At 64.8% G+C, this 23410-nt stretch carries 18 protein-coding genes and 3 pseudogenes; 4 read left to right on the top strand and 17 right to left on the bottom strand.

What is annotated here, in order from left to right:
- Positions 1–85 precede the first annotated feature (85 nt).
- From H9658_RS11065 to H9658_RS11115, 13 genes and pseudogenes are all read right to left on the bottom strand, one after another.
- A pseudogene (locus H9658_RS11065) lies at positions 86–1245 on the bottom strand (IS3 family transposase).
- Positions 1246–1314: 69 nt separating this feature from the next.
- Positions 1315–3510: a peptidase domain-containing ABC transporter gene (locus H9658_RS11070; protein ID WP_191825386.1), complete on the bottom strand. Its 2196-nt coding sequence runs from the start codon at positions 3508–3510 to the stop codon at positions 1315–1317.
- Between the two features lie 88 nt (positions 3511–3598).
- A complete protein-coding gene (locus H9658_RS11075; RefSeq protein ID WP_191825387.1) occupies positions 3599–4774 on the bottom strand; it encodes an aKG-HExxH-type peptide beta-hydroxylase in 1176 nt (391 codons plus the stop codon).
- Complete coding sequence (locus H9658_RS11080) at positions 4771–5943, bottom strand: radical SAM protein (RefSeq protein ID WP_191825388.1); 1173 nt, start codon at positions 5941–5943, stop codon at positions 4771–4773. Before H9658_RS11080 ends, H9658_RS11075 begins: the two co-directional genes overlap by 4 nt.
- 59 nt (positions 5944–6002) lie before the next feature.
- Entirely contained in the window at positions 6003–6149 is a 147-nt protein-coding gene (locus H9658_RS11085) for a hypothetical protein (protein WP_191825389.1), read from the bottom strand.
- A 382-nt stretch (positions 6150–6531) separates the two neighbouring features.
- Positions 6532–6738 (bottom strand): hypothetical protein, encoded by a 207-nt coding sequence (locus H9658_RS22940; RefSeq protein ID WP_225209897.1) that lies wholly within the window; start codon positions 6736–6738, stop codon positions 6532–6534.
- Positions 6739–6817: 79 nt separating this feature from the next.
- A pseudogene (locus tag H9658_RS23190) lies at positions 6818–7000 on the bottom strand (ABC transporter permease); the annotation flags it as partial.
- A 53-nt stretch (positions 7001–7053) separates the two neighbouring features.
- On the bottom strand, positions 7054–7773 hold the full coding sequence (locus H9658_RS22945; protein WP_225209898.1) for an ABC transporter permease: 720 nt from the start codon (positions 7771–7773) through the stop codon (positions 7054–7056).
- A pseudogene (locus tag H9658_RS11095) lies at positions 7770–9061 on the bottom strand (ABC transporter permease). The gene H9658_RS22945 and the pseudogene H9658_RS11095 overlap by 4 nt, the downstream one beginning before the upstream one ends.
- Before the next feature lie 12 nt (positions 9062–9073).
- On the bottom strand, positions 9074–10288 hold the full coding sequence (locus tag H9658_RS11100; RefSeq protein ID WP_191825390.1) for an ABC transporter permease: 1215 nt from the start codon (positions 10286–10288) through the stop codon (positions 9074–9076).
- A gap of 16 nt (positions 10289–10304) precedes the next feature.
- Complete coding sequence (locus H9658_RS11105; protein ID WP_191825391.1) at positions 10305–11627, bottom strand: ABC transporter permease; 1323 nt, start codon at positions 11625–11627, stop codon at positions 10305–10307.
- 28 nt (positions 11628–11655) lie between these two features.
- Complete coding sequence (locus H9658_RS11110) at positions 11656–12372, bottom strand: ABC transporter ATP-binding protein (protein ID WP_191825392.1); 717 nt, start codon at positions 12370–12372, stop codon at positions 11656–11658.
- Between the two features lie 120 nt (positions 12373–12492).
- Positions 12493–13764 (bottom strand): efflux RND transporter periplasmic adaptor subunit, encoded by a 1272-nt coding sequence (locus tag H9658_RS11115; RefSeq protein WP_191825393.1) that lies wholly within the window; start codon positions 13762–13764, stop codon positions 12493–12495.
- A gap of 286 nt (positions 13765–14050) precedes the next feature.
- On the opposite strand from H9658_RS11115, the gene glmS reads away from it, so the two are divergent.
- A complete protein-coding gene (gene glmS, locus H9658_RS11120) occupies positions 14051–15880 on the top strand; it encodes a glutamine--fructose-6-phosphate transaminase (isomerizing) (protein ID WP_179568721.1) in 1830 nt (609 codons plus the stop codon).
- 170 nt (positions 15881–16050) lie between these two features.
- Here glmS and H9658_RS11125 read toward each other — a convergent pair whose 3' ends face one another.
- On the bottom strand, positions 16051–17181 hold the full coding sequence (locus H9658_RS11125) for an FAD-dependent oxidoreductase (RefSeq protein WP_191825394.1): 1131 nt from the start codon (positions 17179–17181) through the stop codon (positions 16051–16053).
- 100 nt (positions 17182–17281) lie between these two features.
- On the opposite strand from H9658_RS11125, the gene H9658_RS11130 reads away from it, so the two are divergent.
- Together H9658_RS11130 and H9658_RS11135 are read left to right on the top strand one after the other, a co-directional pair.
- Positions 17282–18010: a TetR/AcrR family transcriptional regulator gene (locus tag H9658_RS11130; protein ID WP_191825395.1), complete on the top strand. Its 729-nt coding sequence runs from the start codon at positions 17282–17284 to the stop codon at positions 18008–18010.
- Between the two features lie 322 nt (positions 18011–18332).
- The gene (locus tag H9658_RS11135; protein ID WP_191825396.1) at positions 18333–18806 is read left to right on the top strand and encodes a hypothetical protein; all 474 of its coding nucleotides are present in this window, start codon (positions 18333–18335) and stop codon (positions 18804–18806) included.
- A 176-nt stretch (positions 18807–18982) separates the two neighbouring features.
- Here H9658_RS11135 and H9658_RS11140 read toward each other — a convergent pair whose 3' ends face one another.
- The 3 genes from H9658_RS11140 to H9658_RS11150 form a co-directional block, all read right to left on the bottom strand.
- Positions 18983–20116, bottom strand: coding sequence for a copper resistance protein B (locus H9658_RS11140; protein WP_406848120.1), 1134 nt, complete (start codon positions 20114–20116; stop codon positions 18983–18985).
- A gap of 191 nt (positions 20117–20307) precedes the next feature.
- Positions 20308–22137: a copper resistance system multicopper oxidase gene (locus H9658_RS11145; protein ID WP_191825397.1), complete on the bottom strand. Its 1830-nt coding sequence runs from the start codon at positions 22135–22137 to the stop codon at positions 20308–20310.
- 115 nt (positions 22138–22252) lie between these two features.
- Complete coding sequence (locus H9658_RS11150; RefSeq protein WP_191825398.1) at positions 22253–22711, bottom strand: CopL family metal-binding regulatory protein; 459 nt, start codon at positions 22709–22711, stop codon at positions 22253–22255.
- Positions 22712–22957: 246 nt separating this feature from the next.
- Here H9658_RS11150 and H9658_RS11155 point away from each other — a divergent pair, with 246 nt between their 5' ends.
- Entirely contained in the window at positions 22958–23401 is a 444-nt protein-coding gene (locus tag H9658_RS11155) for a heavy metal-responsive transcriptional regulator (protein ID WP_191825399.1), read from the top strand.
- Positions 23402–23410: the final 9 nt, after the last annotated feature.

Below are 23410 nucleotides of genomic sequence, written 5' to 3' on the forward strand. Positions count from 1 at the left end.
CCCGCCAAGGAACCGAGCCACTTTAAAGCAGGGACTCCCCCTGCATATGCCGTGGTAAACGAGGGGCAAGCGATTAAGATGGCACTTACCTGCCCCCGTGATGCGTACCAGTAGTTACTAACAAAGCCCAAGGTAGAAGGGTACTGCGTTGTTGGCTTTTTTGTGCACGGTAGTTGGTGGCGAACTGTGCCAGCGGGATGCGGCCACAACTGCTATGTGGCCTGATCTCGTAGTAGTAGTGTCGCCAGTCGGTCACCACGTCTCGTGCTTGTGGCAACGACGTGAACCAATGCTCGTTGAGGCACTCGTCGCGGAACTTGCCGTTGAAGCTTTCGATGTAGGCGTTCTGCGTGGGAGCCTCCGGCTTGATCAGGGTGTGTTCAATGCCGTGCCGTTGCGCGCAGGCGACGAAGGCGCGGCTGGTGAACTCGGGGCCATTGTAGGTCCGCCCGGCACGTGGGTAGCCGCGAAAGCAGGCCGCCTGGTCCAGCAGACGCACCACATAGGCGCCGCTGATACCGTGGTCAACCGCAATTCCACGCTCTCGCGGGTGAAATTATCGACCACAGTCAGGCACTTGATGTGGCGGCCATTGGCCAATCCATCAAAGACGAAGTCCATGCTCCAGGTATCGTTTGGCATGCAGGCAGGCCGCCCCAAGTTTTCTGGCGTTCATTGACTGGACGCTTGGCCTTGCGGCGCTTGCGTATCTTCAACTTGGTTTCGAGCTGTAAACCTTCTTTTGGTTCAAGGGCGGAAACTCCGGGCGCAGCAGATCGTGCAGGCGGCGATAGCCGAAGCGGCGGTAGGTCTGTGCCAGTTCGACCAGACGGGCCGACAGCGCTTGCGTGGCCGGCGCCGGCTCAGGTTCATGGCGGAAAGCATCGCGAGAGAGCCCCGCAAGGCGGCAAGCCCGGCACTCGCTGATCACAGTCAGCTCACGCATGCACCGGATTGCCTCGCGCTTACGCTGCGTTGCTAGCGTTTTACCCCGAAACCGACCTTCAGCGCTTCGATGTCCAGATGCGCTTCGGCCAGCAGTCGTTTGAGCCGCTGGTTCTCCGTCTCCAGGTTCTTCAGGTGCTTGGCGTTTTCGGCCTCCATGCCGCCGTATTTTGGCCGCCATTGGTAGAAGCTGGTCGGGCTGAAGCCGTACTGACGTGATAACTCGGCAACGGCCACGCCCGCGCCGCCTTGTTTGATGAATCCGATGATCTGCTCGGTGGTGAGTCTGCTTTTCTTCATGTCCGTCCTCTTGGGTGACGGACGTTACAGCTGCAGCTGGTACGGGTCAGTGGGGGCAGGTCACAGATCTTAGCTATTCCAAGGTTTCACTGCTGTACGAGCATGAATTTCTTTCAATTCACCATTGTCCAGTTCATATGCTCGATCAGCAAATTCGGTTAGTGCTGAACGGTGTGCTATTACTATCCGGGTTGCCTTGACTGCACACAATGCCTCTGCGATCCGGCGCTCGCATTCGGAATCTACATGCGCGGTTCCTTCATCGAGAATCATAACCGGGCTCCTTCGATAGACCGCACGTGCTATGAGTACCCGTTGCCGCTGCCCGGCAGATAACAAACATCCTCCCTCTGCTATGGGGGTTGAATATCCCATTGGCATTGAAGAAATATCTTCATCTATCTCCGCAGTTATCGCTGCGGAACGTACCGCTTCCATGTTAATTAGCGGTTCGAAAAGGGCAATATTTTCGGATATCGAACCACTGAATAATATGTCTTCCTGGAGTAACGCGGAAAAATTGGCTCTCCAGCTTGAAAGGTCACTTTCCGACATTTCACTTGAACCGTAGAAGATTTTTCCGCTATCCACATTTAGTATTCCAAGTAGCAACTTCGCCAATGTCGATTTCCCGCAGCCCGACTTACCCGTAATGACGATGAACTCACCAGGTTCTATTCTGAGTGAGGCACGAATTAGTATTGGCTTGGCTGAGCCCTCGTGGCGGAATGATACTTCCTTTAACTCAATCGCCTCTAAGCCGGCATGCACAATCTTGTGTTGATGGGTGCGTTCAGGGGGGGCGTATCTAAGATAATCGATTCGGTTTATTTTTTCTTTAAAAGAAAGGTAGGAGGGGGCTAGATTTATTATGCTTGCTGTTTTTTCTCTTATCACTGAGCGGAAGGCAAATATGCCGAAAAGTGATGCCATTGCGCCAGTACCATGTGAGCCTGCCGGCGAGGCAATAATTAATGCAATGAACTCCAGCGGCAACAGTACTCCGGATAGAGCTGTCCGCAGTGCCCTTCCTTTGGATAAGGCTGTTTGAATGTCGGCTAATTCGATTAGCCTGCTCTTCCATTGCGAAAATCGTAATGATTCTCCATTCCATAGTTTAATGGTTTGGAAGCCACGCACGGCATCATACAGGTATGTCGCTTCAGCCGCTTGGGCATTTAGCATTTGTGCTGCAGCGTGAGCCTCACTCCTGACGCCTATAGCTCTAATAACAACATCTATTAAAACTGCGGCAAAAACAATCGCTCCCGCCATGAAATTGAAGAGCATGAGGCATATAAGCGCGGCGGTGAGAATTAACGCATCAACTACTCCGGGCGTAAAATCTTCGACAATATTCCTCCGAATCGTTTCGAGCGATTGAATTTGCATTGTTACCGCACTTTCTGCTCGCTGTCTTACGAATTCGGATGGCAACGAGAGAATCATGCCCATAACGCGCATAGAAAACTTCTCGGATACCTGTCGCCCAAGTGAATCCAGTGCATGAGTGCGTAATAAGTTTGTGAAGAATTGAATGGTTACAAGGGTGGCCAAACCTCCACATAATATTAGGGCGTCGCTCATCGCACCGCTTGAGAAGCGTTCAGCGACTTTCTGCAAAATAAATGGCTGTCCAAGGGCGGACGCTTGAAACACTAGGAAGAGGACGCCTGCTACAATGCAGCCTCTAACCATGCTACGGTCAAAAATAATCAAACTTGGTGGGGTATTCTTTGCCTTAAAAAAATAATGGGGGGCGGAGGGCTGGAGCGAGAACTCGACGGCAACACCAGTGAACTTCTCGTCGACGTCTTGCATCGTAACTTCTAAATTGCCGTAAGCTGGGTCCGCTATACAGATCGAGCCTGGCTTCATTTTCGTCATCACTACAAAGTGATTCATGTCCCAGTGCAGCATCGCTGGAAGCCGAAGGTCCGCCAAACGATTCAAGCCTAAGCGTACCGGACGTGCTGTCATGCCAATATGATCGGCCGCCCTCACAAACTGGCTCAGTGACGTACCGCTAGATGTCCCGCCCAAAAGCTTGATAGCATCACTTAACGTGAGTTCTATCCCATAAGACACTGCGATCATAGTCAAGCATGCTGCACCACAATCTGCAGGTGAAGATTGATAAACGTGGATAATTCGATTATTTCTATTTTTGCGTCTCCCGTCAGCAAATTTTTGCAATATTTTAATGAGTAGGGAAGGGTGTGATGCTGGCTTGCCTAGCGTTCTAGCGATTGCTGCGAGGCGCACGGCTCTCCTGAAAGGTTGTTGCATATGTGTCCGCTAACTGATGGGGCAAGGTATACAGGCGGCTGATGCAGAGTGATTGCCCACTTTTTTATGTCGCCAGGGATAAGGCCACTTCATTGGTCTGGCATTTATCAAAATGCTCTTGATAGAGCTGTGTAGTGGCGTCCCAGATCGAACGTCCAAAAGGCGTCAAACTCTTAGATGAACGCAAATTTTCAGAGTATATTCCGTGCCAATGCATCCACGTTGAAAGCTGCTTTTCCTCAATTTCAGAAAGGCTGCGTTTTTTCTGGGCTTTGCTCAAGAAAATCGCTGTATTTGCTGTGGCATGCGCTGCATAATAGACCATCTCTATGGGCCGTGGTACGCCTTTAATGGGTGAGTAGTGTACTTCGTTGGAACCCGGTTTGATGATGGGAGCCAAGTCCGACGCCGCATTGAGGGCCATGTGGCACGCCTCGTGCACCAAAGCTTCCGCGGTGAGCAATGGGGTGGGATGCGGGTTGAGATAGATACACCCAGGATAGCTGCTTGAACTTCCGGATGTGTCCGCCGAATTATCTTTGAGTCGCGCGAATAGCACTTGACGTACTAGTGAGTTCACCCATGTGGCATGCTGCGCGCATGTTTCTATCAATGCGTTACATGCGAGATAGAAATGTTGAATATCAGACTGTAGGCTTGTGTCAGCCTCATCCCTAGATCTTGATTGCGGGTATTCCCAGATAGAAGGAAATACTCCGTCGTCCACTTCGGCTCCCGTTTCCGTAAGTCCGAAATTCATTCCTTTTGCTGGCGCGTATGTTCGCCAGACAGCAGTCCTCTCAGGGCTAAACTTCTTGCGTCTTACATAACGACTCTGTCCACAGCGAAGCTCCCAGCCATGGGCTGTGCCATCAATTCGGATAGCGCCATGGACCGGTATGTAGGTGCCTCCCAAGTAAAGGTATCCCGGCGCCTCGATAGTGACCTCTATGGGCTCTTTCCATCCTTGTTCTGCCATGTAGCATGCCAGTTGCCCCTTCGCGCAAATTGTATCATTTCTTTTTAAGAATAGTTGCGATATTCCCAATTCTGGCGAGTATGCCGCAGGACTGCCATTGTTTATTAAAAGCTTATTTAATGACTCGATCGTGGATGTATCAAGTATAAGCCGCCTCGCAAGATAAATGGCTCTTGCGCGTCCAATTTCACTAAGAATGTACGGAAGCAAATCAAAACCAGCTCCCGCGAATGCGCGTGCGAAACGCTGAGCTGATGTCATGCTGTGCACTCTAGGTTTTGGTCGATGATTTCGGGGGGGACAGAGTTTTTCTCCAACATGCCTCTTACGTCTTGGTATAGGAGCTTTAATTGCGTGCAATATATTGATGGATTGTTGAATCCGTTGCTGCTTGAGAACCTATTTGCTGGATTTCCTCCGCGACAGACGCGACGCCATTCGCATGCCTTGCACGCAGTAGGACCGTAGAGCGCTTCTTCAAGCTCTACCCACACAGGCGAAGTGAAAACATCTTCAGGCTCGGCATTGAACACCGTAAGTTGCATGTTTCTGAATCGATCCGCCAAACTATGCAGGGTGTCTTCCGGTCCGATCTTCCCATCTGATGAAACAACGATTAGATGCCGGAAATCATGAGGAATCATCGATCGCATCGAATCTTCGCGGGATGCCATCAGCGTAATCAACTGCTGTAAAAATCTAATTTTGACGGCTGGCCGTCGCGATCTTGCCCATGCTCTGGTGACTGAGCGAAGATATGCTCCGACTCCATCAACATATTCTTTCGGCTTTCCGCTATCGTGGCTGTAGTCTGGAACTAAAAAGTTCATCCGAGAGGCATTAAGATCCGCGAGGTGAGAGAAGGTCTCTTCGCCGTTTTGAGTCGGATTTATCACGCAAAGCAGGCCGGGCTGGATGCCTATCCCGTCCGATGCACCCTGTTGTATTAGGCGTAGGCCAGTGAGAGTTTTGTCATAGGAACTGCGGCCTCGCTTATCAAGTCGGAAAATATCATTCTGTGCCTTTGTACCGTCAAGTGAAATCCCCACCCCAATACGATGATGCGCCAGAAGTTTTACCCACTCATCATCCACGAGCGCGCCGTTTGTCTGTAGATGAAATTGGAACTGAAAGCCATCTTCATAGCTGCGCAAAATATTGCACATAGAATCGAAGCGGCTTTTGGGCATCAACAACGGCTCGCCACCATGAAAGGATATGTTGATATGGTTAAGGTTGTATGACTTTGCGCAGAGAGTGGAGAAGCGGGCTAGAGCATGGATCACGTCATCAGAGACGAGCGGTTGGCGCTTCTGCCAGGTGTCGTCACCACCAAAGAAAAAGTAGCAGTATTCACATTTTAGATTGCAGCGCTCGCTGATTTTGAATACGATGCCGAGAGTGCTTTTGGGTCTGAAGATGGGGGGCACTTTCCATTGCTCCACTAAAAAACCCCTTTCCTATGCAGGAAAGGGGTGAGTTGAAGAAGCTAGACGCATGTATCGGGAGGGCAGTTTCCATTGCTGACATGTTGCCAAAAAGCAGCGTTGCCGGCTGAAACCTGTTCGATGTTCTCTGCTATTAAATCCTGAATGCCAAGAAAATCATCACTTTCGCTGAGTTCTTTATTTTCCACTGTGATCCTCCGTTGATGTAGTGACTAGCCGCAGCTGCGGCTTCTTTTTTTAAGCTATTGGCTGGCTTATTTTTGTGATTGAATGCACAAATCCAGGTGCGGGCCTCTCGCGAACGAAATTTTAACTTTGTTGGCTTGGATGTCTGACTGGCTTAGGTGGCGGTTGGGAAGATCAGCGCGGTCGATGTGGCTGCTTGTTTTCACCCAAGACGCAGCGAGCCGCTGGATCTTGTTGGCCTGAAAGCAGTTTCTGCGCTTCGCGCTCCGGCGCCGTCATCAGCGCCCCCTCTGCTGAACCGGCCCAAGCCTACCAAAGCCGCCGCACGCTACGATGCCGTAATCTGAGCGTAACGCTTCCCCCTGGAGTTGGGTCATTCCGGGGTCAGGCGCTACGGGTGGCGGTGGCGGGTGGAACGGCGGCGGTACGCAGGGCGGGGCCGAGCACGGCGAACTGGCCGAGCAGCCATACCGTGAGCAGGCCGGTGAGCACGGTGAGCGAGGACAGCCGCTCCAGTTCGAAGCGTTGCATCAGCCACTGGTTCATGACGTAGGCGAGCACGGCGCCGAGCAGAGAGCCGCCGCCGACCATCAGCAGATTTTCCAGCTGTGAAGTAGCGAAGGATGTCGCCGCGGGTGGCACCGAGCGCGTGGCGGATGCCGATCTGCCGGGTGCGCTGCTGCACCCAGAAGCTGGCCAGCCCGCCGATGCCCAGCGCGGTGACGGTGAGGAGGATCAGGATGATCGCCAGTAGCATCCGCGCCACCGCGTTGTCGCTCTTGAAGTAATCGGTCCGCAGCTCCTGCATGGTGGCGACCTGCTGCTGCACGTAGGTGGGGTTGGCGCGCTGCATCGCCGCGGACGCGCGCGGCAGCGCCTGCGCCAGCTGCCCAGGCTTGCTGCGGATCACGTAGCCGCCGCCCCGCCTTCAGTGTCGATGCGGATCTCAGTCAGCAACGCATCGGCATCGTCGTCGTGGCCGGTGAGCTCGCCGCGCAGCGGAGCCATCAGCCCGACGATGTCCAGGCGCACCGGCTGGTTGAAGGTGCTGGTGTAGAGCGTGCGCCCTAGCGGCGAGACGCCGGGGAACAGCTTGGCGGCCAGCGACGGGGTGATCAGCGCCGGCAGGCGCCGCTCGATCTCGGCGGGCGCACCGAACAACGTGGAGGCGCCAGGCAGTTCCGCATCGCGCAAGTCGCGGCCGGCGACGATGCGGATGCCCAGGGTGCGGTTCAGGCCCTGGCTGCCGAGGAACAGGCTGGCACGGGCGGCCAGTTGCGTGGCCTGCGGCTCCAGGAACAGTTGCGCTTGCGCCGGGTCCCACAGCGGCGGCGCGCCGAACGCGGCCGCTTCCACGCCGGGCACCGCCTGCAGGATGTCCACGCTGCGGCCGACGCTGCTGACGCTGTCCTGCTCGCCGATCACGCTGATGCTCTGGATCAGGCCGATGTCCTTTTCCATCACCCCGGTCGGGGTCTGCACGCGCTGGTAGGTACGGGCGATGATGAACATCAGGTTGCACAGCACCGCCAGGGTCAGGGCGATCTGCAGCGCCATCAGTACCACCGCGGCGCGATGGCTGCCCAGCGCGGACAGGATGGGGCGCACGGGAGGCAGCGAGGTCATAGCGCTTTCACCTGCAGAGCGGGGGCGATGCATGAGGCGCGCCAGGCTGGCCACAGGCCGGCGGCCAGCGCTGAGAGCGTGGCCACTGCCAGGGCGATGCCCAGGATCGCGGGATCGGCATGCGCCTGCTGCGCATAGGCCACCGGCTTGCTGGCGCACCAGCCACAGGCCGATCCAGGTCAGCGGAATGCCGAGCACACCGCCCAGGCAGCCGATCAGCGCCGATTTGGCCAGGCATTGCGCGAACACTGCGCGACGGCTGGTGCAGAGCGCGCGGCGCACGCCGATCTCGCCGGCCTTGCGCATGAACTTGGCGACCAGCAGGCCGACCGCATTGAGCAGGCACACCAGCAGCACGCCGAAGGCGATCCAGGTTTGCATGCGCACCGTGGCCGGCACCACCCGTTTGTAGTCCAGCCAGTTGACCAGGCTGCGTAGGCGGGTGTTGGGGTCACGTTCGAAGCGGCCGAGCTGTCGCTGCTGCGCGCTGTAGGCGTCCAGCGCTGCGCGGTAACGCCGCACCTGTTCCGGCGTATCCAGACCGCACCCAGTACTGCACCCAGGTGCATTGCGCGGCCTTGGGGTCGTGAAGGCCGGCCTCGCCGTCCTTGCCCCAGCACTGCATCGGCCCGTAGCCGTAGTCCTGCGGCAGGTCCAGCCATGTCTCGAACGGCATGTACAGCGCTTCCGGCGACGTGTACGCGCCGGAGTTGAGGTCGTAGAAGCGCGGCTGCGCATCCCAGGCGTCGATCACCCCGATCACCCGGAACGGGCGGGTGGCGATGGTCAGGGTCTTGCCGACGCTGTCCGCGCCACCGAACAGCGCGTCGTTGAGCTTGCGGCTCAGCACCACCACCGGCGCGCGCTGCGTGTCGTCGCGCTGGCTCCAGCCGCTGCCGTAGAGGAAGCGCATGCCGAACATCGCGAACAGGTCGGCCGTCGCGGCGCGGGTGGTGGGCACGGTCTGGCGCACCGGCAACCAGTTCGCGGTGGTCATGGTCTGCGCCGGTGCCGCCTGTGCCCTATACAGCACGGTCGCGTCCTGCCAGGTCAGCTCGTCCGGCGGCTCGCGATCGGCGCTGGGCAGATTGCGCGGACGCGGGTCCAACTGCGGATGGAACAGCGTGGCGCTGCGCCCCGGCAGCGGATCACCGGAGAGCGTACGCAGCACCGTCAGCATGGTCATCGACGCGCCGATGCCCAGCGCCACGGCCAGTACCATCAGCGCGGTGAGGATGCGGTTGCGGCTAAAGCTGCGCAGCGCCAGGCGGAGGTAATAAGCGAACATGCGGGCTCCGGGTCAGGCGCTACGGGTGGCGGTGGCGGGTGGGACGGCGGCGGCGCGCAACGCCGGGCCGAGGACGGCGAGCTGGCCGAGCGCGCACAGCAGCGCCGCACCGGCCGGCAGGTAGATGGCCGGCAGCCGTTCCAGTTCGAAGAAGCGCATCAGCAGGACGTTGCCGGCGTAGGCCAGCAGCATGCCCAGCGCCACGCCGGCGCCGACGATGAGCAGGTTCTCGGTATGGAAGTGCTGCAGGATGTCGTGGCGGGTGGCGCCCTGCGCGCGGCGGATGCCGATCTGCCGGGTGCGCTGCTGCACCCAGAAACTGGCCAGGCCGACGATGCCCAGCGCGGTCACCAGCAGCATCGCGGCGATGACCGCCACCAGCAGCTTGGCCATGGCCCGGTCGCTCTGGAAGTAGCGTTGGCGCAGGTCGTTCAACGGCCTGCTGTACTCGCCATCCAGGACCGCGTCGGGCACCGCGCGCGCTACCGCGGTGCGTGCCTGTTCGACCACGCGCGGCAGTTCGCGCGGATCGGCGCGCAGCACGTAGACGCCGGATTGCGACGCCTCGCGCACCGGGATGAGCACCGACCAGTCGCTGCCGATCGCGCCATCCTCGCTGCGGCCGGGATCGGGCCGGGCCAGGTGCGGCAGGGTGCCGACCACGCGGTAGTGGCCGCCGGCCCAGAATTCCCGGCCCAGCGGATCCTGGCCACGCCACAGGTGGTCGGCCAGGGTGCGGGTGATCCACACGTCGGCCGTGTCCGGGGCGAAGTGCTCGAACGGCTGGTAGTCGGCGTCGGTGAACGCGCGGCCGCTGTCCGGCTTGAGGCCCAGGGCGGCAACGGCGCCGGGGCTGGCCGTATAGAAATGCGGCACGCCGCCGACCTCGGTGCAGGCCCGGTCCAGGCAAATGCCGCTGTTGCCTGCGGCCGGAGCGAACGGAACGGTGTTGATGGTGCCTGCCGCGCGCACCCCGGGAATGCGGCGCACGGCATCGAGCACGCGCGCATTGAGATCGGCATTGTTGCAGCCGTCGCAGCCGGACAAGGACACCAGCCCCAGCGCGGCTTCGTCGACGCCGCTGTTCAGGTGCATCAGATCCAGCCGGTTGCCGATCAGGAAGAACGCGTTGCACAGCACCGCGCAGGCCAGCGCGACCTCCAGCGCGATCAGCGTCGCGGCGATGCGGTGGCGCGACAGGGCGCGCAGGATGGGGGCGATCTGCATCATGGAGGGGTCCCGGTCACAGGCTCTTGAGCTGCAGCGCCGGCGCGATCCGGCTGGCGCGCAAGGCCGGGAACAGGCCGGCCGCCACGCTGCAGCCGACGGCCAGCACGAAGGTGCCGGCGAATGCCGGCAGGTCCAGGCGCGCCAGATCGGCGTAGGCGGCGGGCTGCTGGCGCACGCTCCACAGGCCGAGCAGGGTCAGCAGCCAGCCGCCGATGCCGCCGATCAGCCCGATGACGCTGGCTTCGGTCAGGCACTGGGCGAAGATCGCGCGCCTGGACGCGCCCAGAGCGCGGCGCACGCCGATCTCGCCGCCGCGGCGCAGGAACTTAGCCAGCAGCAGGCCGACGCTGTTGAACAGGCACAGGCCCAGGAACGCCAGCGCCAGCCAGCTCTGCAGCCGCACGTCGCCAGGCACGACCCGGTTGTGGTCCAGCCACTGCGGCAAGGACAGCAGGCGCGCCGTGTCCTTGCGGCCGATGCGGCCGGCCGCCTGCTGCTGGGCGGCGTAATCGGCCAGCAGGCGGCGGTAGTCGGCCACCTTGGCCGGCGTATCCAACTGCACCCACAACTGCACCCACACGCACGGTGCGATGCGCAGGTCCAGCGGCTGGGCTGGCGTGCCGAAGCAGGTCCACGGCTCGATGTGGCCGTCGTTGATCTCCAGGCTGGTGGACAGCGGCGCGAACACGTCCTGCGGCTTGCCATAGAAGCTGCCGGTATCGCCATGGGAAAAGCTGCCGCCGGCCAGCGTGTAGAACTGCGGCGACGGCCGCCAGGGGGCCAGTACGCCGACGATGCGGACCGCATTGCCGCGCACCAGCAGGCTGCGTCCGACGCTATTGCGACCCTCGAACAATTTATTGTTGAGATCGGCCGAGATCACCGCCACCCGGGCGTGGTCCTGGTCGTCGCGCGCACGCCAGCCGCTGCCGTAGGCGAACGGCACCTGGAACATCGGAAAGAAATCGGCCTGGGTGGACAGCATCTGTGCCATGAACGCCGGACCGTCGCGTTCGGGCGCGCGCAGCTTGATCTGGCTTTCGGCCACGATGGCCTGGCGATCGGCGCGCCCGGTCTTCCACAGGTCCATCGCGCTGGGATAGTCGAGCTTGTCGAACGGCTGCTGGCCGGTGCTGCCGGCAGGGCGCGGATCGAGCTGCGGGTAGAAGATCCGCTGGCTGCGCCCGGGCAACGGATCGCCGGACAGCAGCCGCATCACCGTCAGCGTGGTCATCGCCGCGCCGATGCCGACGGCGATGGACAGCACCATCAACGCGCTCAACACCGGACTGCGGCGCAGGCTGCGTAGCGCAAGTTGAAGGTAGTAGCCGAACATGCCGTCTCCGTTTGCCGTCGCCGGACCGTCAGCCGTTGGCCGCGGCGCCGTGGCCGACATGCCCCAGCACCGGCTCGCGCTGCAGGTCGGTGGCCTGGCCATCGACGATGTGCACGTTGCGCTGCGCGCGCGCGGCCAGTTCCGGATCGTGGGTGACCATGACGATGGTCGAGCCCTGCGCGTTGATCTCTTCCAGCAGTTCCATCACCCCGCGCGCCATCTGCGAGTCCAGGTTGCCGGTCGGTTCGTCGGCCAGCAGCAGGCGCGGGCTGCCGGCCAGCGCGCGCGCGATCGCCGCGCGCTGTTGCTGGCCGCCGGACAGCTCGGACGGATAGTGTTTCATCCGCGAACCCAGCCCGACCCGGCCCAGCGCCTCTTCGATGCGCTGCTTGCGCTCGGCCGCGGCCATGCCGCGGTAGCGCAGCGGCACGTCGACGTTGTCGAACAGGTTGAGGTCGGGAATCAGGTTGAAGCCCTGGAAGATGAAACCGATCTTCTGGTTGCGCATGCGCGAGCGCGCGTCGTCGTTGAGGTTGCTGACGTCCTGGCCGTCGAGCAGGTACTGGCCGCTGGTGAAGGTCTCCAGCAGGCCGGCGATGTTGAGGAAGGTGGTCTTGCCGGAGCCGGACGGCCCGGTGACGGCGACGAATTCGCCTTCGCGCACATGCAGATCCAGCGAACGCAACGCGTGCGTCTCGACCTGTTCGGTACGGAAGACCTTGGAGACGGAGCGCATTTCGAGCATGACGTGGTTCCTTGGTGGTTGAGCGGGGAATGGGAGAGATCGAGATTCGGAATCAGCGGGCGGAAAAGGAAAACGGCAGGGGCCTACGAATCCCCACTCCCGAATCCCCAATCCCAGCTTCTAATGCACCGTCACCTGCGGCGCCTCGCCGAACAGGTCGCTGCCGGAGACCACGACGCGGTCGCCCGGTTGCAGGCCCGAGCGCACCTCGACTTCGCCCAGGCTGGTGACGCCGAGCTCCACCGGGCGGCGGATCGCCGAGTTGCCGTCCATCACGTAGGCGTAGCGGCCGCCGGATTGTTCGACGAACGGGCCGCGCTCGAGCTTGAGCACGTTCTTGCGGGTATCCAGCAGCACCCGCGCGCTCATGCGCTGGCTCTGGCGCAGGCCCGGCGGCTGCTTGTCGGTGAAGCGGATGCGCGCGTTGACCTCGCCGTTGACCACTTCCGGCGACACCGCCGAGATCGCGCCGGCGAACGGTTCGCCGGCACCGCTGGTCAGCTGCGCCGGCATGCCGATCGCCAGGTCGCGGGCGAAGCTCTCCGGCACCTTGATCTCCAGTTCGAACTTGGACAGGTCGACCACGCTCAGCACCGGCGCATTGGCGGCGACGTTGGTGTGCTGCGACACCTGCACCTGGCCGACCTGGCCGTCGAACGGCGAGCGCAGGGTGAGCAGATCGACCTGGCGCTTCACCTCGGTGACCACCGCGCGCTGGCGCTCGGCGAGCAGGCGCTTGTTGCGCGCGTCCAGGCCGGCGCCCTGGGTCTGCAGGCCGGAGTCCTTCTGCGCGTGGCTCATCGCGATGTCGGCCTTCTTCAGCGAGTCCTGCGCCTTTGCCAGTTCGACCGCCGGCACCGCGCCGCCGTCGTAGCCGCGCTGGTAGCGCTCCAGGTCGCGGCTGGCCGCCTGCCGTTCGATCTGCGCCTGGTCCACCAGCTTGCTGGCGTTGGCGCGCGCCAGCACCGCATCCAGGTCGGCGCGGCCGGCTTCGGCTTCCAGGCCGGCCAGCGTGGCCTCTTCCTGGGCGAGCTTGCTGCGCAGTTCGGGGCTGTCGATCTCGGCCAGCTCCTGGCCTTGCTTGACCACGTCGCCGGCGACCACCTTCAAGGTCACGGTGCCGCCGGAGATCGCGTACAGGGTGGGGCTGTTGGCGGCGATCAGGCGCCCGTCGGCGGAGATGTCGCGGACCAGGTCGCCGCGGCTGACCGTGGCGATGCGCACGCGCTGCGCGTCGAACGAACGGCTGCCGGCGATCCAGCCGCGCGCGGCGAAGGCGATGCCGAGCAGCACCGCCAACGCGATCAGTGCGGGCCAGAACCAGCGGCGCCAGGCGGCGGCGGAGCGGGGGCGGGCGAGAACCTGGTCCTGGGCGGAAGTGTCGCGGATCATCGGTCGGGTCGGCGCAGTGAGAATGAACGAATCCAAAGCACGTCGCGTGCCAATCGCAAGTGCCTGAAATGACTAGAGTTTGGTTCGGGCGGATGGCTGTCCGTGTGTCCGCGGACACGTTCGCGGACACCGTGTCCGGATCGACTGGCTCGCGCCTGGCGGCGCTCGTGGCAATCCCGGCGACTGTGCCGAGGCCGCTCATGGCCCGTCCGAGTCGCACTGACAGGCTCTATAGGACATTCAGCGGACAAGCTAGAATGGCGATCTTTCGATGCAGGGTGCGGCTATGTGCGGGATCGTGGGTGCGATTGCGGAACGGGACGTGGTGCCGGTGCTGATCGAAGGCCTGAAGCGGCTGGAGTACCGCGGCTACGACTCCTCCGGCATCGCCGTGGTCGCCGGCGACGGCGTGCGCCGGGTGCGCCGCACCGGGCGCGTGGCGGAGATGGAAAGCGCCGCGCTGGCCGAGGACCTGCACGCCACGCTCGGCATCGGCCACACCCGCTGGGCCACCCATGGCGGCGTCACCGAGGCCAACGCGCATCCGCACGTCAGCCACGGCGACCTGGCGCTGGTGCACAACGGCATCATCGAGAACCACGAGCAGCAGCGCGAGCGGCTGCGCGCGCTGGGCTACGTGTTCGAGTCGCAGACCGACACCGAGGTCATCGCGCACCTGATCCACCACCACGCCGCGCAGGGGCTTTCGCTGCTGGCGGCGCTGCAGGCTGCGGTGAAGGAACTGACCGGCGCCTATGCGCTGGCCGCGGTCAGCAAGTCGCGCCCGGACGTGCTGGTGTGCGCGCGCATGGGCTGCCCGCTGCTGGTCGGCCTGGGCGAGGGCGAGAACTTCATCGCCTCCGACGTGTCGGCGGTGATCCAGGCCACGCGCCGGGTGATCTTCCTGGAAGAGGGCGACACCGCCGAGTTGAGCCGGACCGGCGTGCAGGTCTACGACGCCGAGGACCGGCCGGCGCAGCGCGAGGTGCACATGTCCGAGGTCTCGCTGGCCTCGCTGGAACTGGGCCCGTACCGCCACTTCATGCAGAAGGAGATCCACGAGCAGCCGCGCGCGCTGGCCGACACGCTGGAAGCGCTGTTCGACGCCGGCGGTTTCGACACCACGCTGTTCGGCCGCAACGCACATGCGTTGGCCGACATCGACGGCGTGCAGATCCTCGCTTGCGGCACCAGCTACTACGCCGGGCTGACCGCACGCTACTGGATCGAGGCGATCGCCGGCCTGCCGTGCAGCGTGGAGATCGCCAGCGAATACCGCTACCGCGCCGCCTACGCCAACCCGCGCCAGCTGATCGTCACCATTTCCCAGTCCGGCGAGACTCTGGACACGATGGAGGCGCTGAAGTACGCCAAGTCGCTGGGCCACGCCAAGACCCTGTCGATCTGCAACGTGCCGGAAAGCGCGATCCCGCGCGCCAGCGCGCTGGTGCTGTACACGCGTGCCGGCGCCGAGATCGGCGTGGCCTCCACCAAGGCCTTCACCACCCAGTTGGCGGCGCTGTTCCAGCTGACCTGCGTGCTGGCCAAGCTGCGCGGGCGCCTGAGCGAAGCGCAGGAAGCCGAGTACCTGGAACAGCTGCGCTACCTGCCGGGCAGCGTGCAACACGCGTTGAACCTGGAGCCGCAGATCGCGGTGTGGGCCGAGCGTTTCGCCGACAAGCACAACGCGCTGTTCCTGGGCCGCGGCCTGCACTATCCGATCGCGCTGGAAGGTGCGCTCAAGCTCAAGGAAATCACCTACATCCACGCCGAAGGCTACCCGGCCGGCGAGCTCAAGCACGGCCCGCTGGCGCTGGTGGATGCGAACATGCCGGTGGTGGTGATCGCGCCCAACGATGCGCTGCTGGAGAAGGTGAAATCCAACATGCAGGAAGTGCGCGCGCGCGGCGGCGAACTGTTCGTGTTCGCCGACCAGGACAGCCACTTCAGCGAATCCGAAGGCGTGCACGTGATCCGCACCCCGCGCAATGCCGGCCTGCTCAGCCCGGTGGTGCACACCATCCCGGTGCAGCTGCTCGCCTACCACACCGCGCTGGCGCGCGGCACCGACGTGGACAAGCCGCGCAACCTGGCCAAGTCGGTGACGGTGGAGTAGGTGCGGGCGGGCGTCGCCCGGGCCGGCCTGTGTGCCTTCGCAGGCCAGCCCGCACCGCGCATGCAGATCGCCGGTACAGCGCTGGTTCGTGCCGGCCGCAGCCAATGGCCGCGGCAGGCACGGCCGGGTCGGCGCGATGCGGCACGGCGGCTTCTGCGTAACCGATTCGGCTACCCGGCAACGCTGTCGAAGAACGCGACCAGGCCCTGCGGCGCATCGGCGTCGAAGAACATCGTCAGATTCTGCGCCGACTCTTCGGCAAAGGCCGCGCTTCGGGGGAAGAGGTCCTTTTCGTACGCGGCCAGCGCGGCGTCGATCGCGCCGGGATTGGCGACGATGGCCTTGCCGAGTTCGGCGCCGTCGTAGAGCGCGAGATTGGCGCCTTCGCCGGCGAACGGCGACATCAGGTGCGCCGCATCGCCGAGCAAGGTCACGCCGGGCGTGCGCGCCCAGCGGTGCTCGATCGGCAACGCATGGATCGGGCGAAGCACGGGGGCGGTGTCGCCGTCGGTGACGAGGGCCGTCAACGCCGGGGCCCAGCCAGCGAATTCCGCGGCGACGCGGGCCAGTGCGGCCGCCGGGTTGGCGAAGTCGAGGCGGGCGAACCAGTCCTGCGGCCGGTTCAGCGACACGTAGGTCTGCAGGGTGCCATCGGCATGGCGATGGGCGAGGATGCCCTTGCCGGGCGCGACCGCCATCAGCGTGCCGCCGCCGATCACCTGCGCGCTGGCGGGGTGGCGGGTGTCGCCGTCGAACAGGCAGGTCTCGATGAACGAGGTGCCGGCGTAGACGGGTACTGCGGCGGACAGCAATGGGCGTACGCGCGACCAGGCGCCGTCCGCACCCACGAGCAGATCGGTGGTCGCGGTCGCGCCGTCGGCGAAGCGCAGCAGATGCCGCCCGTCGGCGAGCGGGGTCGCCGTGGCCAGCTTGCATCCCCAGCGGACGGTGCCCGCGGGAAGCGCGTCGAGCAGGAGCCGGCGCAGGTTTCCGCGATCCACCTCGGGTCTGGCGCCGCTGCCCACGTCGGGTCTGTCGATCAGGATGGCGCCTTGGCTGTCGACGATCCGCTTTGCGTCCGCACCGGGAAGCACCAGGCCGAGGAACGCGTCGTAGAGGCCCGCGGCCTTGAGCGCGCGCTGGCCGTTGTAGGTGTGGATATCGAGCAAGCCTCCCTGCGGGCGGGCATCCGCCGAGACCTCGGCTTCGTAGAGCGTTGCGGCGATGCCGTGCACGTGCAGCACGCGGGCGAGCATGAGCCCGCCGAGCCCGGCGCCGATGATCGCGATGGGGGTGTGCATCTGAATCCTTGGTCGAGTGGATGCGCCGGGACGGGCGCAAGTACCGATGGAACGTCGTTCCACATGTTGGAATGGCGTTCCATCCATGTCAAGATGGGGCATGGTCAAGACAACGCGCGGCACCCCGCGACGCGAGGCATCGCTCTCGCGCGAACAGATCGTGGAAGCGTCGATCGCGCTGCTGGACAGTGGCGGCGAGGGCGGCCTGACCTTCCGCGCGCTGTCCGAACGGCTCGCCACCGGCCCCGGTGCGCTCTATTGGCATGTCGCCGACAAGCGCGATCTGCTGACCGCCGCCTGCGACGCCATCGTCGCGCGCACCTTGCATGCGCCCTCCGCCGATGCCACGCCGGAGGCGGCGATACGCGCGCTGGCGCTGGGCATGTTCGACGCGATCGATGCGCACCCGTGGATGGGGTCGGCGCTCAACCGCGCGCCCGGCGAGTTGCCGATCGTGCGCATCGTCGAGCGCATCGGCCAGCAGCTGCGCGCGCTCGGCGTGCCGGACCACGAGCAGTGGGCCGCGGTCTCCGCATTGTTGAGCTACATCCTCGGCGTTGCCGGGCAGAACGCGGCCAACACGCAGCTCGCGCGCACGCGCGGCATCGTCAGGTCCGATTTCCTGGATGCGGTGGCGACCGCGTGGTCGCGGCTGGATGCGGACGCGTACCCGTTCGTGCGCGGCATGGCCGGACAGCTGCGCACGCATGACGACCGGATGGACTTCCTGGCCGGCATCGACCTGATCCTGCACGGTCTGGCGGCACGGCGCGCCCAGGCGCAGCCGGCCATCGCAGCGGCCCGCAGGATTGCCACCAAGAAGAAGTAGCGGGGTTGCGGTCGCGTCGCGGTGCCGGCGCGGCGCGCGCAGCGGACCGGTGCTGGTCAACATGCTGGCGCCATGCGACGTCGTCACGGTCGCGAGCCTCTCTAGTTGCCGGACCGCCGCTGGTCGTCGTGCATGCCGCACCGCTTGCAGGCGCGGATGTTCGGTGATTGCGGCGCCGCACGGCATCCGCGTATCCGCCGGGCTTCCGCGGCGTTCGCCGTGCACGCAGGCCGGATTGGCAGCCGCCGCGGTCGGCTGCCAACGCAGTGGCCCGGGTTATGCATAAGCTCCTGGCGAGGGTTCCCACCACGCAGGAGGACGCATGTACGAGTCTTTCAGACAGGGGGCGCCGGCCGAGCTGTGGCAGGCGCTGGTGCACGAGGCAGGGCAGCGGCTGGGCCGGCCGCTGGACGAATCGCGCGAGAGCTATCTGGTGTTCGTGTTGTTGCGCTACCAGGCCGACGGACACCTGTTGTCGCGTACCCAGGCGCTGGCCTGGCTGCATGCGCAGGAGCAGGTCGGGCGCGCCCGCGCCGACGCGCTGCGCGAGGTCGGCGACGGCTGCCTGCTGATCGCCGGCCTGTTTCCCGGTGTGGCCGCGCGGCGCCGGGTCAGCGTGGACTACTTCATCGATCTGGGCCGCGGCGCCTATTACGAAGTGGCCGAGACCCGCGCCAGCGACGCGGGCCTGTTCGGGCAGCTGGCGCGTAGTTACCAGGAACTGGTGCGCACGCTGGGCGCGCTGCGTCCGCCGCGTGCTTGGCAGATCGGGGAGGATGGTTCGTTGCGCGCTTGAGCGGCGGAAACCCCACGACGAAGTGTTCGTGGGTCGCCGCGGCGTCGCGTGCTGCAATTGATGCCAATACAGTGGAGGCGGTGTTGTAGGAGCGGCTTCAGTCGCGACAGGATCCATCGGGAAGGCCTGTCGCGGCTGAAGCCGCTCCTACAGGGTTCAGGCGCTCGAACGGCCGCTCAGAACCAGACGCGTACGCCGGCGACGACGCGCGTCTCGCGTGCGGCTTCTCCCGCGTCGTGGCGATAGTCGGCGGTCGTGCCGAACGCGCGCTCGTGGACCACGCCCAGATACGGCGCGAAGCGGCGGCTGATCTCATAACGCAAACGCAGCCCGGCCTCGACCGTGGACAGGCCGCTGCCGATGCCGTGCGCGCGATCGTCGGCGAACGCCGCCTCCGCTTCCAGCCGCGGCTGCAGGATCCAGCGGTTGGTCAGCAGCACGTCGTACTCGCCTTCCAGGCGCGCACTGGCGCTGCCGCCTTCGCCGACGTACAGCGTGGCCGCGACCTCAAACTTGTATGGCGCCAGGCCCTGCACGCCGAATGCGGCCGAGGTGCGTGCATCGCCGGGGGCGAAGTCCTGTTTCACGCCGACCAGCAAGTCCCACCAAGGCGACACCGCGTGGCCGTACAGCGCTTCCAGGTCCGCCGCTTCGGTGCGGCCGCCGCTGCGCTCGCCTTCGCTGCGCAGCCACAGCCGGTCGATGTCGCCGCCGTACCAGGCGCTGGCTTCCCAGGCCTGGCCGCTGCCGCGGTCGTTGTCCCAGCCCTCCAGCCGGTCGAACAGCAAGTAGCCGGTGCGCGACGGCGCATGCAGCATCGCGTGCGTACGCAGGACCGGGAACGCGGCGGCGCGGTCGGCGTCGGTGAGCGCAGGGATCGGCTCGCGCGGTAGTGCCGACGCGGGCGCACTGGCGCAGGCACACGTCGCCGCCGTACTGGAGTGAGTATGGCGCGCGTCGGCTTTTGCGGGTTCCCGCTCCCCGGTGCCTGCTCCCGGCTTCGCAGTCCCCGGCTGCATCCCGGCGTGGTCGTGCATGGCGTTGTCCGCCTGCGCTGCGGTCGGCGTGCCGTGCTTCATCGTGGCCGGGTGCATGTCCATGTGCTGCATGTCTGCATGGTCCGGCATGGCATGGTCGGCATGGGCTTCGCGATCCATGTCCATGTCCATGCTCCCGCTGCCCTCCGTGGGCGCGGCCGGAGCATTGGCGGCCTGTGCGGCGTGACCCATCGCAGCGTGATCCATGCCGGCATGCGCCATCGCTGCCTCATCGTCGTTGGCGACGGCGGGCGGCGATGACGGGGTGTGCATATGCGTTCCATCGTCGGGCGGCGGACACGCGCATGCCGCAGCTGCGGATGTGGACGCAGGTCCGCTGGCCGATGCTGCGATATCGGCATCGGCGACTCCAGGCGCATGCACATGCTGCGCTCCTGCGGCCCCGTGCGCGAACAGCAGCGCCAGGCCGATGGCCTGCGCCAGCGTGGCGAGCGGCGTGGCGTTCATGCGTCCACCCGCACTTCGCGCATCATGCCGCCGTCCATGTGGTACAGCAGGTGGCAGTGGTAGGCCCAGCGGCCCAGCGCGTCGGCGCGCACGCGGTAGCTGCGGCGCGTGCCCGGCGGCATGTCCACGGTGTGCTTGCGCACCTGGAACTGGCCGGCGGCGTTCTCCACGTCGCTCCACATGCCGTGCAGGTGGATCGGGTGCTGCATCATCGTGTCGTTGACCAGCACGATGCGCAGGCGCTCGCCGTAGTTGAGCCGCAGCGGCTCGGCGCTGGCGAACGGGATGCCGTCGAAGGACCAGGCGAACTTTTCCATGTTGCCGGTCAGATGCAACTCGATATCGCGCCCGGGTTCGCGGCCGTCGGGATCGTCGAACAGGCTGTGCAGGTCGGCGTAGGTCAGCACCCGGCGGCCGTTGCCGCGCAGGCCGATGCCCGGATCGTCCAGCTTCGGCGCGGTGGCGGAGGATTGCATGTCCACCAGCGGATTGCCGCGCTCGCTGGACGGATGCGTGGGCGCCGCGCCGGCGTCGCCAGCCGCATGCGCGCTGTGGTCCATCGCGGCATGGTCCATGCCGGCCATGCCCATGCCCATGCCGGCGCCGCAGCCGCCTTCCATGCCTTTCATCGGCGCGCCACTGCCATGGTCCATGCCGGAATGCCCCGCCATGTCGTGACCCATGTCCTGCATGCGCAGCAGCGGGCGCGGATCGTTCGCCGGCACCGGCGCCTGCAGTCCCTGGCGCACGGCCAGGGTGCCGCGCGCGTAGCCGGTGCGGCCCATGTCCTGGGCGAACACGGTGTAGGCGTCCTGGCCGCCGGGTTCGACCAGCACGTCGTAGGTCTCGGCCGCGGCGATGCGCAGTTCGTCCACGCTCACCGGGTGCACGTATTGCCCGTCGGCGGCGACCACGGTCATCTTCAGCCCGGGAATGCGCAGGTCGAAGTAGGTCATGCTGGAGGCGTTGATCAGGCGCAACAGCAGCTTCTCGCCGGGACGGAACTCGCCGGTCCAGTTGCCGCCGGGGGCGACGCCGTTGAGCAGGTAGGTGTAGGTGTTGGCGTTGACGTCGGACAGGTCGCTGGGCGTCATCCGCATGCGTCCCCACATGCCGCGGTCGGCGAGGGTGGCGCGCAGGCCGTCTTCGCGCGCGTCGCGCAGGAAGTCGCCGACGGTGCGCTGGTAGGTGTTGTCGTACGACGGCATCTTCTTCAGTCGCCGGAACAGCGCCGCCGGGTCCAGATCGGTCCAGTCCGACAGCAGCAGCACGTGTTCGCGGTCGTAGTGGTAGGGCGGCGGCTGCAGCGGATCGATCACGATCGCGCCGTACAGGCCGGCCTGTTCCTGGTGCAGCGAGTGGCTGTGGTACCAGTAGGTGCCCGACTGGCGCAGGGCGAAGCGGTAGCGGTAAGTCTCGCCCGGGTAGATGCCGTCGAAGCTCATGCCCGGCACGCCGTCCATGTTCGCCGGCAGCAGGATGCCGTGCCAGTGCACGGAGGTTTGCGTGTGCCCCGGCAGGCGGTTGGCGACTCGCACCTCGACGGTGTCGCCTTCGCGCCAGCGCAGGATCGGTGCCGGCACGCTGCCGTTGACGGTGATGGCCGGGCGCTCGCGCCCGGTGAAGTTGACCCGCGCGCTGCCGATGCCGAGGTCGAAGTCGGTGCCGTGCAGCTGATACGGCACGGCGCCATTGCGCGCCAGCGTTGCGGCCTGGGCTTGCCGCAGCGACAGGCCGCCGATGCCGGCGGCGGCGCCCAGCGCCAGTCCGGTGACGAAGCGGCGCCGCGACGGCAGGGCCGGCAGGCCGGAGGAAGGTGGTTTCATGAGCGAGCCTCGATGCGATGCGATGCGCGACCGCGTGGGCGGTGCGTGCGCAGAAGCGACGGCGCGCTGATGCGCGGTCGCCGTGGCGCCGCCCGAGCGGGCGGCGGCGTCGCGATCAGGCGCTGGGAGGTCGCTCCAGCCGCGGCAGGCCGGGCGCGCCGCGGCCATCCTGACGGCCGCGCGGAAACAGCTGTTGCGCCGCGGCCGGCAACGCCAGCGGCAGCGCGATCAGTGCCGGCAGCGGCTGCGCATGCGGGCACTGGCAACCGGCCGCGGTGCCGCAGCAGCCGTGCTTGCCGCCCTTGCTGTGGCCGTCGCCGTCGCCGTCGTGCTCGTGCACCTGCGCCGGCGTGGCCTCATGACAGGGCATCGCCGCGCTGGCGACCTGCGCGGCATGCAGGTGCTTGCCAGCATGGCCCTCGGCCATGGCATGGCCCTCGGCCATGGCATGGCCCGTGCCTGGCGCTGCGTCGGCCATGCCGTGCATGCCCGGCATCGCCACAGCCGTGCCGGCGCCATTGAGCAGCAGGCTCAGGCACAACAGCAGGCGGGTCAGCAAGGCGAAGATCGGCATGGAACACGCAAGGCACGCGAGGGGATACGCGGAGAATACTGCAGTGATGGCTGCGGGCAAGCGCCGGGACGGCGTGGCGGCTCGCCATCGGCGCACCCTGGAGCCGGGTCCAGGGCGCGCATCCACGCCCGGCGATGGCCTGAAGGGCAAGGGTTTCGAGTCAACGTGAGCCGCCAATGAACAAGTCGCGCGCAACGGCGACAATGGCTTGACCCTGGACCGGCGTCCAGGGAGTAGCTTGCACGCATGAATCCGGTCGTCCCTCCGTCCCGCTTCACCATCGGCGCGCTCGCGCGCCAGGCCGACGTCGCCATCGACACGGTCCGCTACTACGAGCGCCAGGGCCTGCTGCCGGCGCCGCCGCGGCGCGCGTCCGGCTACCGCGACTACGATGCGGCCGCGGTGGAGCGGGTGCGTTTCATCCGCCGCGCCAAGGACCTGGGCTTCTCGCTGGAGGAGATCGGCGACCTGCTCGCGCTGCAGGACGACCGCCAGCATGGTGTGGAAGGCATCAAGCAGCGGGCGAGCAAGCGCCTGCACGAACTGGATCGGCGCATCGCGCAGCTGACCGAGATGCGCGATGCGCTGGCCGTATTGGTCGCCGAATGCCCGGGCAGCGGCGAACCCGCCGGCTGCCCGATCCTCGGCGACATCCGCGGCGACGCCGCGCCGGGCAAGCCGCAGCCGTGAACGCGCCGG

It is taken from the genome of Xanthomonas bonasiae (assembly GCF_014836395.1).
In the GTDB taxonomy this organism is placed as follows: domain Bacteria; phylum Pseudomonadota; class Gammaproteobacteria; order Xanthomonadales; family Xanthomonadaceae; genus Xanthomonas_A; species Xanthomonas_A bonasiae.

Bases quoted from the DNA above. Each gene is read 5' to 3' on its own strand.
- H9658_RS22940 (WP_225209897.1), bottom strand. From the start codon at position 6,738: ATGGTCGGCGGCGGCTCTCTGCTCGGCGCCGTGCTCGCCTACGTCATG.
- H9658_RS11125 (WP_191825394.1), bottom strand. From the start codon at position 17,181: ATGCACACCCCCATCGCGATCATCGGCGCCGGGCTCGGCGGGCTCATG.
- H9658_RS11115 (WP_191825393.1), bottom strand. From the start codon at position 13,764: ATGATCCGCGACACTTCCGCCCAGGACCAGGTTCTCGCCCGCCCCCGC.
- glmS (WP_179568721.1), top strand. From the start codon at position 14,051: ATGTGCGGGATCGTGGGTGCGATTGCGGAACGGGACGTGGTGCCGGTG.
- H9658_RS11140 (WP_406848120.1), bottom strand. From the start codon at position 20,116: ATGCACACCCCGTCATCGCCGCCCGCCGTCGCCAACGACGATGAGGCA.
- H9658_RS11135 (WP_191825396.1), top strand. From the start codon at position 18,333: ATGTACGAGTCTTTCAGACAGGGGGCGCCGGCCGAGCTGTGGCAGGCG.
- H9658_RS11075 (WP_191825387.1), bottom strand. From the start codon at position 4,774: ATGACATCAGCTCAGCGTTTCGCACGCGCATTCGCGGGAGCTGGTTTT.
- H9658_RS11150 (WP_191825398.1), bottom strand. From the start codon at position 22,711: ATGCCGATCTTCGCCTTGCTGACCCGCCTGCTGTTGTGCCTGAGCCTG.
- H9658_RS11105 (WP_191825391.1), bottom strand. From the start codon at position 11,627: ATGTTCGGCTACTACCTTCAACTTGCGCTACGCAGCCTGCGCCGCAGT.
- H9658_RS11155 (WP_191825399.1), top strand. From the start codon at position 22,958: ATGAATCCGGTCGTCCCTCCGTCCCGCTTCACCATCGGCGCGCTCGCG.
- H9658_RS11130 (WP_191825395.1), top strand. From the start codon at position 17,282: ATGGTCAAGACAACGCGCGGCACCCCGCGACGCGAGGCATCGCTCTCG.
- H9658_RS11145 (WP_191825397.1), bottom strand. From the start codon at position 22,137: ATGAAACCACCTTCCTCCGGCCTGCCGGCCCTGCCGTCGCGGCGCCGC.
- H9658_RS22945 (WP_225209898.1), bottom strand. From the start codon at position 7,773: ATGACCTCGCTGCCTCCCGTGCGCCCCATCCTGTCCGCGCTGGGCAGC.
- H9658_RS11100 (WP_191825390.1), bottom strand. From the start codon at position 10,288: ATGCAGATCGCCCCCATCCTGCGCGCCCTGTCGCGCCACCGCATCGCC.
- H9658_RS11110 (WP_191825392.1), bottom strand. From the start codon at position 12,372: ATGCTCGAAATGCGCTCCGTCTCCAAGGTCTTCCGTACCGAACAGGTC.